This window comes from Oscillibacter sp. KLE 1745 (genome assembly GCF_000469445.2).
GTDB lineage: Bacteria > Bacillota > Clostridia > Oscillospirales > Oscillospiraceae > Oscillibacter > Oscillibacter welbionis.
On the sequence record NZ_KI271720.1, the window covers coordinates 20908 to 37534 of the forward strand.

Here is a 16627-nt window from a genome sequence, read left to right on the forward strand (position 1 = left end):
ACCGGTTCCTGCCGGACAAGGCCATCGACCTGATGGACGAGGCTGCCAGCCGGGTGCGGATGGAGACGGAGGAGATCTCCCCGGAGCTGAAGAGCCTGGAGGAGAAGATCGCCGCCCTGGCCAAGGACAAGGAGGCTGCCATCGAGAAGCAGGACTATGAGACCGCCGCCAAGCTGCGGGACATTGAGAAGGACTACCAGGAGCAGGTGGAGATGGAGCGGGAGAAGCGCCGCAAGAACAACACCCAGCACCGCCCGGTGAACGCTGACGACATTGCCGCCGTGGTGGCCGGCTGGACCGGTATCCCCGTCACCCGTCTGACGGAGGATGAGGGCACCCGCCTGCTGCACATGGAGGACACCCTCCACGAGCGGGTAGTGGGTCAGGACGAAGCCGTAAAGGCCGTGGCCCGGGCCATCCGTCGGGGCCGTGTGGGTCTGAAGGATCCGAAGCGCCCCATCGGCTCCTTCCTGTTCCTGGGCCCCACCGGCGTGGGAAAGACGGAGCTGTGCAAGTCCCTGGCAGAGGCCATGTTCGGCGATGAGAACGCCATGATCCGGATCGATATGTCCGAGTATATGGAGCGGCACACGGTGTCCCGTCTGATTGGCTCCCCGCCGGGCTATGTGGGCCACGAGGAGGGCGGTCAGCTGACGGAGAAGGTGCGGCGCAAGCCCTACTCCGTGGTACTGTTTGACGAGATCGAAAAGGCCCACGAGGATGTGTGGAACATCCTGCTGCAGCTTCTGGATGACGGCCGGATCACCGACTCTCAGGGCAGGACGGTGGACTTCAAGAACACCGTCATCGTCATGACCAGCAACATCGGTGCCCGCAGCCTCACTGCCATGGGCAGCAAGCTGGGCTTTTCCGCCGAGGAGCGGGACTCCGATCCTGACGCTGAAAAGAAGTTCGAGACCGCCCGGGAGCAGGTGATGGCGGAGCTGCGCCAGACCTTCCGCCCGGAGTTCCTAAACCGGATCGACGATATCATCGTATTCCGCCCCCTGACGGAGGAGGACATCCGGGAAGTGGCCCGGCGGATGCTGAAGACCGTCTCCGCCCGGATGGAGACCATGGGCATCCACCTGGATGCCAGCGACGAGGCTGTGGCAGAGCTGGCTAAGGAGGGCTTTGATCCCAAGTACGGGGCCCGTCCCCTGCGCCGGGCCATCCAGAGCAAGGTGGAAGACGCCGTGGCCGAGAAGATGCTGGACGGCACCCTCAAGGCCGGTGACACCGCCAAGCTTACCGTGGAGAACAATCGACTCTGCGTTTCCAAGTGAAGAGACCTGGTCAAGCCGTCCGGAGGCCCCATAGCCTCCGGACGGCCTTTCCGACATACCGGCCGGAAGCGAATAGACTTGACTTTGGCGGAGAAACAGGTAAAATAGAGAGGTATAAAATGAACCCATCGTGCTGTCCACGATCCAGTAAAAGATGGTGCCAGAGTGCCAACGCGGCGGATCGCAGAGTATATTGCCGCACGTATGTGGGGAAGAACGCCCCCGGGTGGGAGAAATATCTATGACCAAATGTAGCGTAGTTGGCAGCACGCGTGATTTGGGAGGATAGACGACCTATCCATTCCCTTGAAAGTGAAATCCCGGAAGTCCTTGGGACAGTAGTCTACGGCGGAAATTTCCCGGTTGAAAAATTTCGGCAAAATCGGGCTTGACCACAGCGCCGCCCACAGACACGAAAAACTTGCTTTTTCTTTCTCCGCATGGTATCATGCAGAAAAACTGAATATCCGGGTGTAGCGCAGTTGGTAGCGCACGTGATTTGGGAGGATAGATGACCTATCCATTCCCCCAAAAGCGAGAGTCCGGAAGTCCTTGGGACAGTAGCTTGCGGCGGAAATTTTCCGGTTGAAAAATTCCGGCAAAATCGGGCTTGACCACAGCACTGCCCACAGACACGAAAAACTTGCTTTTTCTTTCTCCGCATGGTATCATGCAGAAAAACTGAATATCCGGGTGTAGCGCAGTTGGTAGCGCACGTGATTTGGGTTCACGGGGCCGAGCGTTCGAATCGCTCCACTCGGACCAAAATGTGTTGATAAAAAAGATGCACAGCAGAAATGCCGCACGAAAGTGCGGCATTTCTGCGTTTTTACAAAGAATGCTGGCTAAATAACAGGAAAAAGTCAAACTATTGAAAACCAGACCCCGTTTCCCCAAAATCACGCTCCAGAGAGATGCAAATGCGGCAATTTCAGCACTGAAGTGTTTCGAACTCTCCGGCTTTCCCGCACCTCCGAAGTTTTCCATTCGCAACGGTAAACTTTGGGGGCCTCTTTGCTTTTCAGAAGGGGTCGGGCGCATGGTACTTATGCTGCGCTTGTTCGCCATTCTTTGTTGGTGTTGGTAATAGCTTTCACAATGCTTTCTGGGTATACTTGCGTTACCATCAAGGAAGGAGGCCAGTACAGAATGGCAGAGACGAAAAACCTATGCGCCCAGATCGACCTGGCCCTCCATACGAAGGTATGTGAGGAGCGGGAAAAAGCAGGCCAGACCACCAGCCAGTACATCACCCAACTGCTTATGGAATACTACGAGATGAAAGAAAATGGAGGGAAAAGCAGCATGGAGAATAAGGGAAACAGAACGATGGCATTTCAGATCTCAGAGGAACTCTTCCAGCGGATCAAGCGGTACCTGGAGCGGGAGAGCAAGCACCTGGGCCGTAAATATACGCAGCGGGAATTCGTTCTGGACCTGATCACCGAGGCACTGGACGCGGCAGAAGCGGTTGGGGAAGCCTCTGGAACCCGCCAAGAGGAAGGGGAGGCCCTGGAATCGACACTGGCAGAGAACACCCCCGTAGAGGCGGAATCCGAACCGGAAAAGCCAGGGTATGATGCCGACTGGTCAACCGCCATCGGATGATGAACGAACCAAGCAGGAAAAGCTGTTCAGGACATCCGCTCAGACCGGATGTCCTGAGCAGCTTTTGTGCGTTGCTGCAAACCCAGCAGGACTTGACAGGCATTTAAAATGTAGCATATAATGGATATGCCGCATGAATAGTCTCTCGCCTCACTGATTCTGACTTGGGTAAATATACCCACATTATGATATAGGCGACAAGGCAGATCATGCGGCATTTTTGCAACAAAATGGAGATGAGCTGTTATGGAGAACAATGTGGTTTCAGAATATCTGCTCGGCATTGAAATTGACGGCGTGAAACAGGGCGTGGTTAAGGTAGCAAATCCATCCCCCCAGACAATCGAACTTGATTTGGCGTCGTTTGAGGTCTTAAAAGATGGGAAAACTCATCAGATTCGGCTGACGGAAGTGTCCGCCTAAAGAGTATGCGGTATAGGCATGGACGAACACTGAATGTTCGCTTAATGCCCAATATTCAACTATTATTAACAGAACAGCCCGGAGAGAGCTTTTCATAAAAGCTCTCTCCGGGCTGTTTTTGCTTTTGGGAGGTGAAGTATACGGAGACAAGAACAGATCATCGTTTTTCGGACACGGAAATGCAGATCGCCAGAGAGACGGATCTGCCGGACCTGCTGGAGCACCTGGGATACCAGGTCAGACAGATCGGCAGGTATCATACCACCAAGGAGATGGACAGCCTCCGCATCAGGAATCGACGCACGTGGTTTCGCTACTCTGACAAGACTGGCGGGGATGCCATTGCGTTTCTCCAGTGGTTCTGCGGCAAGAGTTTCCAAGAGGCGGTGAAGTGCCTGCTGGCCTACCATGGGCGGTCCAGGGATGCACCAGCCAGATCATCGCCACAAGCTCAGCCAAAGGAAGAACGCGCGCTGTTCATGCTTCCCCCCGCAAACGCAGATCACCGCCATGTATTTGCTTATCTTCGGAAGAGAGGTATCGCGCCGCAGGTGATTCGTGCTTTTCTCAGTTCCGGCCTGCTGTATGAGGACGCCCTGCACCATAACTGTGTATTTGTGGGCAGAGATGCTGAGGGAGTACCCAGATTCGCCAATCAGCGAGGAACGTATGATCAGAATGGCCCCGGTTTCAAAGGAGATGTGTCTGGCAGCGACAAGAGCATTGGATTCCGCCTCCCCAGCAGACCGGACCTGGATTGGGCGCTGGTGTTTGAGGCACCCATCGACCTAATGAGCTACCTCACCCTGCACCGGAAGGTTACCAGCAACGCCGTCGCCCTGTGCGGCCTGTATGAAGGAGCCCTGGACACATACTTGCGGGACAACCCCGCCATCCGACAGATTGCCCTGTGCCTGGATGCGGATGGCCCTGGGCAGACGGCGGCGGAACAGTTCCAGACCAAGTACGAAAAGCTTGGGTACACCGTAAAAATCAAGAAGCCGCCCAGGGGGAAGGACTGGAACGAATACCTGCAGCAGCGCAGCTGGCAGAAAGAAAGGGGGGATGCCTGCCAAGGAGAGAGCAGATAAGGAAAACCAGGCCAGCTATCATCAAAACACGGAGGAATAACCATGAAACGAATCCTGACAACCCTTTTTACCCTGGCCATCATCATGGCCGGGAGTGTCCCTGCTCTGGCTGCCGGGGAAGAAACCTCTACCGGCCAGAGCGTCATCTTCTACCCCATCTCCGTGGAGGAGTACACCTATGGCGAGGCAGAGGAACCCCGCATCAACAAGGTCTATCAGCTGTCCCTGTCAGATGACCCCTCCGGCATTCCCACAGAGGACTTCGTGCGCAATGGCCGCCGGTACTATCTGCTGGACATGACCCGGAAAAATGAGGTGGGCGTGGACACCAAGCCCCACATTGAGACGGTCACCCAAGCCAGCAGCACCGACGATATGGAAACCATCCTGCAGCAGCTGAGCGCGGAGCTGGAGGTCACCACGGAGGACGGCTACACCGGGACCTTGCAGCTGGATCACACGACGGTCAAGGTGACCGTGGATGGCTACGCCACCAAGACCCAGGCTCTCTCTGCCAGTCGAAACTATCCGAACTTGTCGGAGGCGGATGTCTCCCTCATTCCAAAAAGCATCGAGGAGAACGGAAAGACCCTGACCCTGGCGGATGCCCAATGGGACAGCACGGAACAGATAGACGGCGTGGGTGGGATCATCACCCGTTATACCGCTACCGCAAGCTACACCGGCACCAGCAGCTCACGCTATGCCACAGGCTACACCGTAACCGCGGATTATACCGGCGAGGTGGCCAAGCCCGACTGCGATGTTGTGACCTATACAGCGATCTTCGGCAGCACGCAGGCATCAGAGGGAACTGCCAAGTCCTCTGTGAGTCTCTCCGCGGTGAAGATTCCCCTGCTGGCAGGCGGCGCGGCAATCGCATTGACTGCCGGAGGTGTGTTTGTGTTCCAAAAGATCAAAAAGAGGAGATGATCACGCTTGAAAATTCGGGTCTTATTTCTGGCGGCCATGCTGTGCGCACTTTGCGTCGGCCAGGCCAGCGCATTAGAGTACACAATGGAGGCACCGGACGATTATCTGTTCGCCCGGCCCACAAGTGACGAAACGATCTACGAATGGGAGAATCCCAATGTGGACCGGAGCAAAAACACCGCTCTGATTCCCCCTACATTCGGTTCCCCGACCAGCTATCTCCCCGGATCGGGAACGCCTTTGACGCCCAATCTGGTGCCAGGCGCTCTGGACGGCGGCCTGGTTACGCAGATGGGGCCTGTGAACTATCCTAGCATCAGCGGCGGGGTGTCTTCGACTGGATCTGCCGGTTCAGGCTATACCGAAGTGACCTCAGACCTTTATTACGCCAACGGCAGCCTGGGTACCCTGAAAATTCCGGCCATCGGCCTGAGCGTCAAGGTCTATGAGGGGACCGGCAGCGCCACACTGGCTAAGGGAGCGGGTCACTTCTCCAATACAAGTCTGTGGGATGGAAATTGCTGCATTGCGGCGCACAATCGTGGAACGAACAATTATTTTGGCAAGATCCATACCTTGGAATCTGGTGATACGATCACCTGGACCACGAAGCTGGGCACCCGGACCTACGAAGTCGTGTCTGTGGAAAAGGTCCTGGAGACAGATACCAGCGGGACAGCGGCCACGCCAGATAATCGGCTGACATTATATACGTGTGTGCGCGACCAGCGGGAATACCGCTGGATGGTGCAGGCTGTGGAGAAGTGACATGAACAGATACCATATTTATATGCAGCTCATTTAGCCCCCGGCTCCAAGAATTTCTCGGAGCCGGGGGCTTTTTTCTCATTTCTGGAATGCAAGCTGTTTTTATGAAGGAGGCTATATGAAAAAGAGAATCGTCACATTGCTTCTGACTCTGCTGACAGTGCTCACGCTCCTGCCCACGGCGGCGATGGCAGCGGAGTCCACCGGTGTGGGGATTACGCCGGTGACGGACCCCAACCTCTGGACCACCCGGCTCAACTCCCAGGGCCAGTCCTATTCCTACCGCCCTCCCACGGCGGCCGGGCGGCAGCTCTGGTGCATGGATCTGGGCTACTCCTACCGCTACGGAACGGAGAGTTTTTTACAGTCCTACACCTACCGATCCGCCACCGGAGCGGACGCGGACGCCCTGTGGAATGACGCGGTGGCCGAGACCGGCTTGGGGGAGATGGACGCCATCACCCGGGAAAACGTTAAATGGATGATGAGCTACATCGCTGACTACACCGGCGAGATCCCCGGCAGCCTGTTCATGGCGCTCCAGACCTACATCTGGGACAACCAGAGCGATAAGAGCGCAGGCGGCGATCCCAGCGGCGACATCGACGCCGGAGGCTTTGCCAACGCAGATACCTACGACCAGTACGTTGAGTATTACAACTGGCTGCTGGGCCAGAAAGCCAACGAGGACGCGGAACTGCAAGCCCAGGTGGAGGAATACGCCGCCCAGGGCATCCGCGCCTCCATCGTGGAGGATGAGAGCTCCAAGTGGGTGGTGCTGGCCACCTCCAGCGTGTCCGGGCGGCAGACGTTTTTTGCCTATCATTCCGACCGCAAGGTGATAACGTCCGGAGAGCCTGGAGAGGACCCGGAGGAACCGTCTCTCCCCGCCGGAGATGGTGACATCACCTTCCAGAAGGTCATCGCCGGCACGGACCGGGGCCTGGATGGGGCAGTCTACAACATCTACCTGGACGGCCAGATCGCCGGCAGCGATGTGACCTCCGGCGGAGGGTACATCGAGGTCCACGACGTCACCGAGGGCCTGTGGTCTTTTGTGGAGCAGGAGGCCCCGTCAGGCTACGCCCTGGACCCCACGCCCCGCAGTGTCTATGTCAGCGTCACCGACGGTGACAAGCAGTACACCGTCACCGCTGAGGATGAAGAGCTGCCCGGCATCAAGGTCATCAAGACCTCGGCTGCCGATGGCTCTCCCGTGGAAAACGCCGTCTACTCCATCAAGGGCGTCACTTGCGCCTTCAGCACCTCCGTCTCCACCGGGCCGGATGGGTGCGCCCTGGTGGAGGACCTCCCCGCCGGCGTTTATGTGGTCAAGGAGGAGTCCGTTCCGGAGCCGTTCGTGCGGACCGCCAGTGAGCAGACCATTGCCCTGCGGCCCGGCAAGATCAGCGAGGCACGGTTTGAGGACTACACCCGGCCCGGATTGGAGATCGTCAAGCGGAATATTGCCGACGGCTCTCCCATCGAGGGAGTTACCTACCAGGTCCGACAGATCGACGGGGATTTCCAAGACACCGTGGTTACAGACAGCGAGGGCCGGGCCTTCCTGGAGGTGGACCCCGGCAGCTACGAAATTTCGGAGGTCAACGTACCATCCAACGTCATTATCAGTGAGATCCCCCAGACCATCTCTCTGGAGGCGGGCGTCACCCGGACGGTGCGCTTCTTCAACGCGGTCAAACCGTCGCTCACGGTCATCAAGCGGAATTCCATCACACAAGATCCGCTTGAAAACGCACGTTTCCATATCTATTATGCTTCGGACAATACCACCACCGGCGAGATCAACGATCTTGGGACGTACTACACGGACTCCTCGGGCCGCATCACCCTAACCGATATCAATAGGGGCTGGTACAAGGTCGTCGAGGAGGAGAGTCCGACGGGATTCTCCATCCAGGATGATGGTGTTTACGAGTTCTATCTGGAGGCCGGTGCCAGCAAAGAGCTGGTCGTGGACAACACACCCCTGTCGGCACTGGTGGTCTACAAATACGACAGCCGGACGGGAGCTCTGCTGGAGGGGGCTCGTTTCGAGCTGCGCTACCTCAGCGGCGAGACCTCCGGCACAGGGGGGACGGTCATTGGCGAATATGAGACCTCGAAAAATGGCTCCTTCACAGTCACAGGGCTGAAAGAGGGCACCTATATCGTCCAGGAACTGGAAAGCCCGGACGGCCACCTCATTGACTCCGAGCCCCAGACCGTCTACATCTCCGGCAAGGAGCAGGACGTGGTCACCCTGCGGTTCGGCAACGCCCCGCTGGGCAGTCTTTTAATTACCAAGGTCAGCGATGACGAGAAGCGGGAACCGCTCTCCGATGTAGAGTTCCTGCTGACAGACAGCTCCGGCAACTTCATTGGTACCAACAACGGCCGCTATGTGACCAACAGCGCGGGCGAGATCTTGGTGGAGGGCCTCACCCCCGGCACCACGGTGGTGGCGCGGGAAGTCCGGGCCAAGCCCGGCTACCTGCTGGATGACAGCCCCCGGTACGCCCTGATCCGCAGCGGCGAGACCGTGGGGCTGGAGTTCCGCAACGCCCCCGCCGGCAATTTGGTCATTGTCAAGCGGAGCAGCTCCGGCACCCATGAGCCGCTGGAGGGGGTGGAGTTCAAAATCACATATGCGGATGGGGCCTATGTCCCGGACGAAAACGGCCAGCTCTCCTCCAATGGCCTCTATTACACCGACCGGGAGGGGAAGATCACCATTTCCGGGGTGGTGGGCACTATCGTAGCAACGGAAACGGCCTCGATCCCAGGCTATACCATCGACGAGGCCACACGGACGCAGACGGTAGTGGTCCACCCCAATGACACCCAGACGCTCTATTTTTATAACAAGCCAGAGACGACCCTCGTCCTGGAAAAGTTCATCAAAGGCACAGACCGGGAGCCGTTGGCCGGCGTGGAGTTCCTGGTCACAGACGGCGCCGGGACGGTCATTGGTCCCAACAACGGCGTCTATACCACCGGGGAGGATGGCCGTGCGGTCATCACCGGCCTCACCCCCGGAACTACCATCACCGCCAGGGAGACCCAAACAGCGGAGGGCTTTGTGCTGGACGGCAGCCCCCAGAGCATCCTCATCAAAGAGGGCGAGGTCCAGACGTTGACCTTCTGGAATGCCAGAGAGGGCGGCGTGGAGATCATCAAGGTCAACGCCGCGGACAAGACGGAGCGGCTTCCTGACGCCGTTTTTGAGATCCACAAGGCATCGGATGACGCCCTGGTAGACACCGTTACCACCAGAGACACGGGCACTGTGTTTGCTCCGCTTGCCGAGGGCGATTATTATGCCTTGGAGCAGGAAAGCCCCTCCGGATTCAAACTGGATTCCACCCGGCACTATTTCTCCGTCAAGAATGGCGAGGTCACCCAGGAGGTCATCGAAAACGAGGCCGTCTCCGGCATCCTGGTACACAAAATCTCCACCGCGGACGGGGAAGGTATCCCCGGCGTATCGTTCATTCTCTATGACAGCGGTCATAACCCCATCGACCAGCAGACCACCGATGACCGGGGCTATGCCTGGTTTGAGGACTTGGAGGGAGGCGGTCGTTTTTACCTGCGCGAGTTGGAGAATGAGGGGTACATCCCGGACACCCAGCTGCGCACGGTCTATGTCAAGGCGGGTGAGACCACCCTGGTGGAGTGGGAGAATACGCCCATCACTGGCCAAATTCAGATTGTCAAGCGGTCCGCGGACTACAATCCCACCAACGGCCTGCCCGCTGGGACGCTCCTGGAGGGGGCGGTCTTTGAGATTTATGACAAGGCCGGCAATCTGGTGGACACCATCAAGAGCAATAGCCGGGGGCTTGCGGTTTCCAAACAGCTGCCCTTGTCGCTCTATTCCGTCCGGGAGGTCAAGGCCCCTGCCAATTATGGCATCAACGAGGAGGTCCTGACTGCCTATCTGGAGTACGAGGGCCAAATCCTCCGCTTTGAGGTGACGGATAAGAGCCTGTCCACTGGTGTTTCCATTACGAAAACCGGCCCCAAAGAGGTGGTCAGCGGCCAGCCGGTCAACTACACCTTCTCCGGGATCGCCAATACCTCTAATGTGCGCTTAGGCAGTTTTTATTGGCGCGATACTCTGCCCGCACAGGTGCGGCTAGACACTGTGGTGACAGGCACCTACAACTTCCCCGGCGCCTATAAGATCACCTACCGGGTGAACGGCGGAGAATACCGGACGTTGGCGGACAACCTATCCACGGCGCAGAATTACACGCTGGCCGCGTCTCCCGCGGCCCTGGGCCTCGCCGCCAATGAGCGGGTAACGGAGATCATGTTCGTGTTCGGCCAGGCGCCGGGCGGTTTTGCCCAGGTGGAGAAGCCCATGCTGAAATGCACCGCCGTCAGCGGCCTGACCGCAGGCAGCTCCTTCGTGAACATCGCGGATGTGGGCGGCGTGTATAACGACCAGTGGGTCCAGGCTATCAGCCGCTGGGTGACAACGGTGTATGGCAAGACAGAGACCCTGCCCAGAACCGGATATTGATTTACCCCAGGGAGGCCCGCGGAGGGCCTCCCTCTCTTATAGCAAAGACTATCACAAAGAAATCCATTTGAAAAGGAGAACAAAACTATGCTGAAAATCACTGCAATCGGGAACCTGACCAACGATGTGGAGCTGAAGATGAACGAAGCTACCGGCAAGCCCTATGCCATCCTGCGGATTGCCTCGGACCGCCGCTACCGGGATCAGGCGGGCAACCGGCTCACCGACTTTATCTCCATCAAGGTACGCGGCCCTCTGGCGGAGCGGTGCGCCGCCTTTGCCTGGAAGGGCTGCAAACTGGCCGCTGTGGGTGACTTTGAGACGATCACCTTTGAGGATGATCCTACCCGGCAACCGGGCTTCCTGATCAAAGCCACCGAGGTGGAGTTCCTCTCCCCCCGCAAGGTGGAAGAAGAACCCCAGACCATGGATCAGCCGGACGTCTGTGAGGCCGCCTGACCATGCGGAACACAGGCATCCTGTACAGTAGCACCGAGCGCAAGCCTGTGGTGCTGCCGGAGCTGGTCGAACTGCTCCCCCCGCTGAGTGGGGAGCAGTTGGCAGCCCTGGAAGCGGATCTGCTGCACAATGGCTGCTACTCGCCCATCATTGTCAACGAGGACCTGGTCATCGTGGATGGACACAACCGCCAGCGGCTGTGCGAGGAACACAGCCTGCCCTATCAGATGGCGGTGTTCGCCTTTGAGGATCTGTTGGAGGCCAAGCAATGGGCTCTGGATACCCAGAAGGGCCGCCGCAATCTGGACAAGTGGGAGCTGGGAAAAATTGCCCTGAAGCTGAAGCCGGAGATCGAGGCCAGGGCAAAGGCAAATCAACAGACGTACCATGGGAATCAGTATGAGAGTGGACTTTTGGCAACATTGCCGGAAGTCCACTCTGCCTCTGTGGATACCCGCAAAGAGTTGGCTGACTCTGTTGGGCTTGGGGAACGTACCATGGGCAAGGTGATGCAGATCGATGAACACGCCCCTGCTGCTGTGAAAGAGGCGCTGGACAAAAAGGAACTGTCTATCAACCAGGGGTACAATCTGACCCGTCAGCTCCAGGAGGTGCCGGAGGAACAGCGGGAGCAGGCGGCTGTCGCCGCTGTGGAGATTGAAAAGGCCAAAAAGGAGATCCGGCAGAAGGATACGGAGATCGACCAGCGGAGCAGGATCGCCGGCCTGTTTTGTAAAGCGTTTGAAAAGGCTGTTCTGCTGGAGCCTACAGAGGAGAATGTGCGGGCCTGGGTGGAATGCACCCGGATGAACCGGGAGGAGCTGACGGACACCGTAAAGGAAGCCCGTGAGCTGGCGGAGACATTCTCCTCCATCGCAGACATCCTGGAACAGAGCATCCTGCCAAGCCAGGGCCAGAAAGAGGAGGCGGTATAGTGACGGAGATGTCTGTGCGACAGTGGCAGGAGCGATTCCGCGCCGGTGACTTTAACAGCCGGGACCTGTCTGTGCAGTGTGAGGCCGGCTGGTTTGATTGGTTTTGCAGGAACGACGCCCTGGCTGGCAGACTGAAGAAACTCTCCAGCGCGGTGCTGGGGATCAAGGCCCCCTTCATCCTGGACAACTACTATGTATGGTTCAAGAATAACTGTCCCATGGCGGGGCCGCTGTATGACGATGTGCGTTTCGAGCCGCTGTCCGGTGAGCGTGAGGGGAAATACTTTGTCATCACACTGGACTGCCCCCACGAGCTGGCCAAGTGGGTACTGTACACAGAGCGGTATGGATACGACGCGCCGGAGTTCTGCAGCGGCAATGTGCGGGACATGGGACAGTACATCAACAGCATGGCCGCCGAACTGGAACAAGGCATCCAGCCCGCCTTTCTTTTGGAGAAGCGGGCGGTCAGCAAGTATATCTTTCGCCATGAGGGAGAACACGGCATTCCCGTCTATCGGGACAGAGAACACGAATTCAGCTACATCTCCCGGAAAGACCGTCAGCTGCGGAAGGTAATGGTCACGGACAGCATGGAGGCCCTGCCTCCCGGCTATGGCGCGGAACAGGCGGAGCGACACGGGAAGCTGTATGTGTTTGGCGTGGAGCCCCCTATCCCAGAAGGGCCCACTGTCCGGCCGAAAACTGTTCAGCGAGGGGGGCAGGAGCGATGAAGGAGCAGAATCAGGTCAGACCAGGGCTCCCGCCTGACGCCAGGGCCGAGATCCTGGAGACGCTGAGCGCCAATATGGAGATCGGCAGCGATGAGATCGTGGCCATTCTGAAACGGCACTATGTGGCGGAGGATACGGGCATTCTGCAGGACCGCTACCGCCGGCAGCTGGGGCAGCGTCTCATGGCCAGCCTGCGAGATGACGATGGCAGGCGTGAGGTCATGTCCAACGGCAAGGGGCGGTATTTTGTGTTGGAGTGCTGCCGGGATCAGCGGCAGCTCCAGAGCGTCCAGCGCCGTATCCAGAACCAGATGCGGGGCCTGGATGCCACGGCGGGCAAGGTACGGGTGCGCATCCGCGTATTGGATCGCCTGAAAAGCGTACTCATGCAGGGAAAGAGGAGAAAAGCGGGATGAAGGGACTGGATAAAGCGGAAGAGCTGAAAGAGCTGTATGAGCGCGTCGCATCACAGTACGATCCGGACGGTTTCCGGCTTTACTTTGCCGCCCAGGAGATCACGGGGATCAAGCGGCTGTGGGAGGAATATCCCTACGAGGACGCCTGCGGCCGCTTTACGGCGGCGGACGGCCATGAACTGCTGAGGTACCTGACCGCCGCCTATTTTAAGGCTGTTTCTTGGGAGATTGTGCCCGGCACGACCTATGAACGGGCCATCCTGCGAGGGGTGGACACCAACACTCCAGAATACAGTGCCTTCAAAAAACGGCTCTATGAGACTGTCCTGGAGCGCATGGGCTTCCGGGAACGGCCGCCTCAGCTGTCAGGCAGAGCACGGATGGACCATGCAACTGGAAAAGACAACTGCAAGCGAGGTGACGCACGATAGATTCTACGATCACGGAAATCAACAAGGAGACCTTTTGGGGCCTGATCCATGAAGCAAAAGAAAAGTGCGGACAGAATATGGAGGCCATGGCTTATGAGCTGCAGGATCGACTGATGTCCATGGGGCCGGAGCAGACCCAGGCGTTCCATGATATTCTGCATATCTACGAGGAACTGGCTGACCAATACGGTCTCTGGGATGCAGCCAGCATCATGATGGAATGGTGTTCTGACGATGGATTTATCGATTTCCGGGCCTGGCTTATCGCCCAAGGCAGGGAGGTCTATCTGGCCGCACTGAAAGATCCAGACTCGCTGGCAGATGTGGAACCGTATGGAAACTGCTGCTTTGAGTCTCTTTCCTATGTGGGCGATGCCACATATAGACAACTCACAGGAGAGGACGTCAATGAAAACGCAGATCCCGCTGCCAAAGAGAAGTGGAAAGCCATTCTGGAGGCAGACATCATTTATCGGGAAGATATCCGATTTCCCAGGCCGAGACAGGCTCTGCCTGCCGCATATCCCCGGCTGTGCGCCAAATATGGAGGGACAGAGCGATTTAACACCGAAAATATTGGATGGAACATCGGGGCGGAGGATGTGCGGTCGATGCTGGAGCAGGGGAAACAGTATGACTTAAAGAAGAAACTATCGCGGAAGAAAGACGGTGAGGCAAGATGAGCGACTTAATCATCATCGGGGTGGATCACGGCTATGCGGCCATGAAAACTGCCCATTTTTCCTTCCCAACCGGGCTGGTGGAATATGAACATGAGCCGTACACCCAGAAAGACGTCCTGGAGTACGGCGGAAAGTATTATGTGGTGGGCAGCGCCCGCCAGCCCCTCCAGCGGGATAAGACCCGAACGGAGGACTATTACCTCCTGACCTTAGCGGCCATCGCCAAAGAGCTGGACTCTCGGAGCATGGAGCGGACAGCGGAGGTTCTGCTGGCTGCCGGCCTGCCCCTGACCAGCTTTGGACGGGACAAGAAGAAGTTTCGGGACTACCTGCTCCGGGATGGCAAGCCTGTGTACTCCCGCTATGAGGGCAGGGACTATACCGTTCGCTTTACGGATGTGATGCTGTTCCCCCAGGGCTACGCCGCCGTGCTGACCCAGACGGAGCTGCTGGACGAGCCCTCCGTCATCGTGGCAGACATTGGCGGCTGGACAGTGGACTTGATGCGGTTGGACAACCGCATCCCCAACGCCGCTACCTGCCGAAGCCTGGAGCTGGGCATGATCCGCTGCCTGGATGAGATCGGCGAGAAGGCGCGTCAGATGTTCGGCGTGTCCATGACAGACGTGCAGATCGAGAGTATCCTGCGGGGCGGCGCTGTCAGCGTGGATGACCGCATCCGGGCTGTCATCCACACCCAGGCGGGCCAGTATGTCCAGGACCTGCTTTCGGCCATCATGGAGAGCGGCCTGGATGTGCGCGCCATGCCTGCCATCTTCCTGGGAGGCGGGGCGGCGCTCCTGAAGCGGCACGTTACCGCCACAGAGAGCCTGTGCCGGCCTTTGATCCTGGATGACGTATGTCTGAACGCCAAGGGGTATGAGCGGCTTGTGGAGCGGATGACGGGGAGTACGGCCCATGAGCAGTGACCGGCGCAGGCTGAATCTCTCCCTTTCTATGCAGTCGCCCCAGCAGCGGGAGGCGTGGAAGGTCCTGCGGGCCATTCCTCTAGGGCAGCGGACGGATGCTGTGTGCAGAATGGTATGTCGGGCCCAGGAGCAGGAGGCGCTGCTGGATGCTGTCCGAAAAGCAATTCGGGAGGAGCTGGAAAAATTCCACATTGAACAAAGAATAAAAGAAACTGAGCGGCCGCAAGCCGAGGAGGTGGACGAGAGCATCCTCGGCTTTCTGCGTGCGTTGCAAGAGGGAGATGATACAGCCTGATACGCTATTTTGATATGTTCGCGTGGATCGGCGGTTTCCGGGCCGGACTGACCCGCGCGAATGTGACTGGCTATGTGATCGAGGCCATTGGCCGCCGGCTGCAAGCTGTGGATGAGGCGTTGTGCCGGGAGGAAGCGGCATGATCGATATGAAGGATCAGTGCTTCGGCGTGGAGGTGGAGTTCACCGGCATCACAAGGGAGCAGGCTGCCGAAGTTCTGGCAGGGTATTTTGGGACTACGCCTCGGCACAAAGGCGGCACCTACGGCACATGGGTTGTCCGGGACACAGAAAACAAAGAGTGGAAACTGGTGAGCGACTCCAGTATCCGCGGGGAACAAAAGACATCGGACGGTTATGCGAGAACTGGAGACCGGCACTACTGGGTGGAGATGGTTTCCCCCAAATTGACCTATGTGGAGTTGCCTAAATTTCAGGAATGTGTGCGGCAGATGCGCCATGCCGGAGGCAAGGTCAACGACTCCTGCGGCATCCATGTCCATGTTGACGCCTCCAACCACAACCGGCAGAGCCTGAAGAATCTCCTGAGCATCATGTTCTCCAAGGAGGATATCCTTTTCAAAGCCCTGAATGTGAATCCTGACCGTGTTGCAGCATATTGCAAAAAAGTACGGGAACCTATGCTGCAGAAGGCCCGCCAGCTCTCCGCTGAGGAGACAACGGATCTGACGCAGCTGGAGAGCATTTGGTATGAGGGGAATGTCGAAAGCGGTAAACATTACAACTGGACGCGCTATTACGCCTTAAACCTCCACTCTGTTTTTTATCGTGGTACGGTGGAATTCCGCTGCTTCAACTCTACTCTCCATGCGGAGCAGGCAGCGGCGTATGTTAATTTATGCCTCGCCATGTCTGCACAAGCAATCAACCAACGCAGCGCGGTCATGCAGAAAACACACAGCGACAATGAGCTGTTTACCTTCCGGGTGTGGTTGGTACGCCTGGGACTCAACGGCCCGGAATTCAAAAACACGCGTGATCATCTGCTGGCCAACCTGGACGGAGACCGCGCCTGGCGCTATGACAAGGATAGTTATGAAGTCAACAAACGAAAGAGACAACATCGTGAAATGGAGAGATGATGA

17 protein-coding genes and 1 tRNA gene are annotated in these 16627 nt (G+C 57.8%); all 18 read left to right on the forward strand.

What is annotated here, in order from left to right; genetic code table 11:
* Nucleotides 1-1286: AAA family ATPase (locus HMPREF1546_RS18235; RefSeq protein WP_021751838.1), on the forward strand; the 1286-nt coding region annotated here is incomplete at its 5' end.
* Nucleotides 1287-1975: 689 nt separating this feature from the next.
* Nucleotides 1976-2051 (forward strand) — tRNA-Pro (locus HMPREF1546_RS07895).
* Nucleotides 2052-2435: 384 nt separating this feature from the next.
* Nucleotides 2436-2894 (forward strand): hypothetical protein, encoded by a 459-nt coding sequence (locus HMPREF1546_RS07900; protein ID WP_051319984.1) that lies wholly within the window; start codon nucleotides 2436-2438, stop codon nucleotides 2892-2894.
* Between the two features lie 246 nt (nucleotides 2895-3140).
* Entirely contained in the window at nucleotides 3141-3317 is a 177-nt protein-coding gene (locus HMPREF1546_RS18810; protein ID WP_021749155.1) for a hypothetical protein, read from the forward strand.
* 179 nt (nucleotides 3318-3496) lie between these two features.
* Nucleotides 3497-4408 (forward strand): DUF3991 and toprim domain-containing protein, encoded by a 912-nt coding sequence (locus HMPREF1546_RS07905; protein WP_021749154.1) that lies wholly within the window; start codon nucleotides 3497-3499, stop codon nucleotides 4406-4408.
* Nucleotides 4409-4450: 42 nt separating this feature from the next.
* Nucleotides 4451-5341 carry a hypothetical protein gene (locus HMPREF1546_RS07910; RefSeq protein ID WP_021749153.1) on the forward strand — a complete coding sequence of 297 codons (891 nt, stop codon included), beginning with the start codon at nucleotides 4451-4453 and terminating at the stop codon, nucleotides 5339-5341.
* 36 nt (nucleotides 5342-5377) lie between these two features.
* Complete coding sequence (locus HMPREF1546_RS07915) at nucleotides 5378-6109, forward strand: sortase (protein ID WP_021749152.1); 732 nt, start codon at nucleotides 5378-5380, stop codon at nucleotides 6107-6109.
* A 118-nt stretch (nucleotides 6110-6227) separates the two neighbouring features.
* Complete coding sequence (locus HMPREF1546_RS07920; RefSeq protein WP_021749151.1) at nucleotides 6228-10640, forward strand: collagen binding domain-containing protein; 4413 nt, start codon at nucleotides 6228-6230, stop codon at nucleotides 10638-10640.
* Between the two features lie 87 nt (nucleotides 10641-10727).
* Nucleotides 10728-11099 (forward strand): single-stranded DNA-binding protein, encoded by a 372-nt coding sequence (locus tag HMPREF1546_RS07925; RefSeq protein ID WP_021749150.1) that lies wholly within the window; start codon nucleotides 10728-10730, stop codon nucleotides 11097-11099.
* A gap of 2 nt (nucleotides 11100-11101) precedes the next feature.
* Nucleotides 11102-12034 (forward strand): hypothetical protein, encoded by a 933-nt coding sequence (locus tag HMPREF1546_RS07930; protein ID WP_021749149.1) that lies wholly within the window; start codon nucleotides 11102-11104, stop codon nucleotides 12032-12034.
* 8 nt (nucleotides 12035-12042) lie between these two features.
* The gene (locus HMPREF1546_RS07935; RefSeq protein ID WP_301546146.1) at nucleotides 12043-12768 is read left to right on the forward strand and encodes a hypothetical protein; all 726 of its coding nucleotides are present in this window, start codon (nucleotides 12043-12045) and stop codon (nucleotides 12766-12768) included.
* Nucleotides 12765-13184: a hypothetical protein gene (locus HMPREF1546_RS07940; RefSeq protein ID WP_021749147.1), complete on the forward strand. Its 420-nt coding sequence runs from the start codon at nucleotides 12765-12767 to the stop codon at nucleotides 13182-13184. The genes HMPREF1546_RS07935 and HMPREF1546_RS07940 overlap by 4 nt, the downstream gene beginning before the upstream one ends.
* Nucleotides 13181-13615 carry a hypothetical protein gene (locus tag HMPREF1546_RS07945; RefSeq protein ID WP_021749146.1) on the forward strand — a complete coding sequence of 145 codons (435 nt, stop codon included), beginning with the start codon at nucleotides 13181-13183 and terminating at the stop codon, nucleotides 13613-13615. Before HMPREF1546_RS07940 ends, HMPREF1546_RS07945 begins: the two co-directional genes overlap by 4 nt.
* A gap of 17 nt (nucleotides 13616-13632) precedes the next feature.
* Nucleotides 13633-14298 carry a DUF4240 domain-containing protein gene (locus HMPREF1546_RS07950; protein ID WP_083490983.1) on the forward strand — a complete coding sequence of 222 codons (666 nt, stop codon included), beginning with the start codon at nucleotides 13633-13635 and terminating at the stop codon, nucleotides 14296-14298.
* Nucleotides 14295-15227: a ParM/StbA family protein gene (locus HMPREF1546_RS07955; RefSeq protein WP_021749144.1), complete on the forward strand. Its 933-nt coding sequence runs from the start codon at nucleotides 14295-14297 to the stop codon at nucleotides 15225-15227. Before HMPREF1546_RS07950 ends, HMPREF1546_RS07955 begins: the two co-directional genes overlap by 4 nt.
* A complete protein-coding gene (locus HMPREF1546_RS07960; RefSeq protein WP_021749143.1) occupies nucleotides 15217-15522 on the forward strand; it encodes a hypothetical protein in 306 nt (101 codons plus the stop codon). The genes HMPREF1546_RS07955 and HMPREF1546_RS07960 overlap by 11 nt, the downstream gene beginning before the upstream one ends.
* Before the next feature lie 14 nt (nucleotides 15523-15536).
* Nucleotides 15537-15665, forward strand: coding sequence for a hypothetical protein (locus HMPREF1546_RS19580; protein WP_021749142.1), 129 nt, complete (start codon nucleotides 15537-15539; stop codon nucleotides 15663-15665).
* Nucleotides 15662-16624 (forward strand): amidoligase family protein, encoded by a 963-nt coding sequence (locus tag HMPREF1546_RS07965; protein WP_021749141.1) that lies wholly within the window; start codon nucleotides 15662-15664, stop codon nucleotides 16622-16624. Before HMPREF1546_RS19580 ends, HMPREF1546_RS07965 begins: the two co-directional genes overlap by 4 nt.
* The last annotated feature ends 3 nt before the right edge of the window (nucleotides 16625-16627 follow it).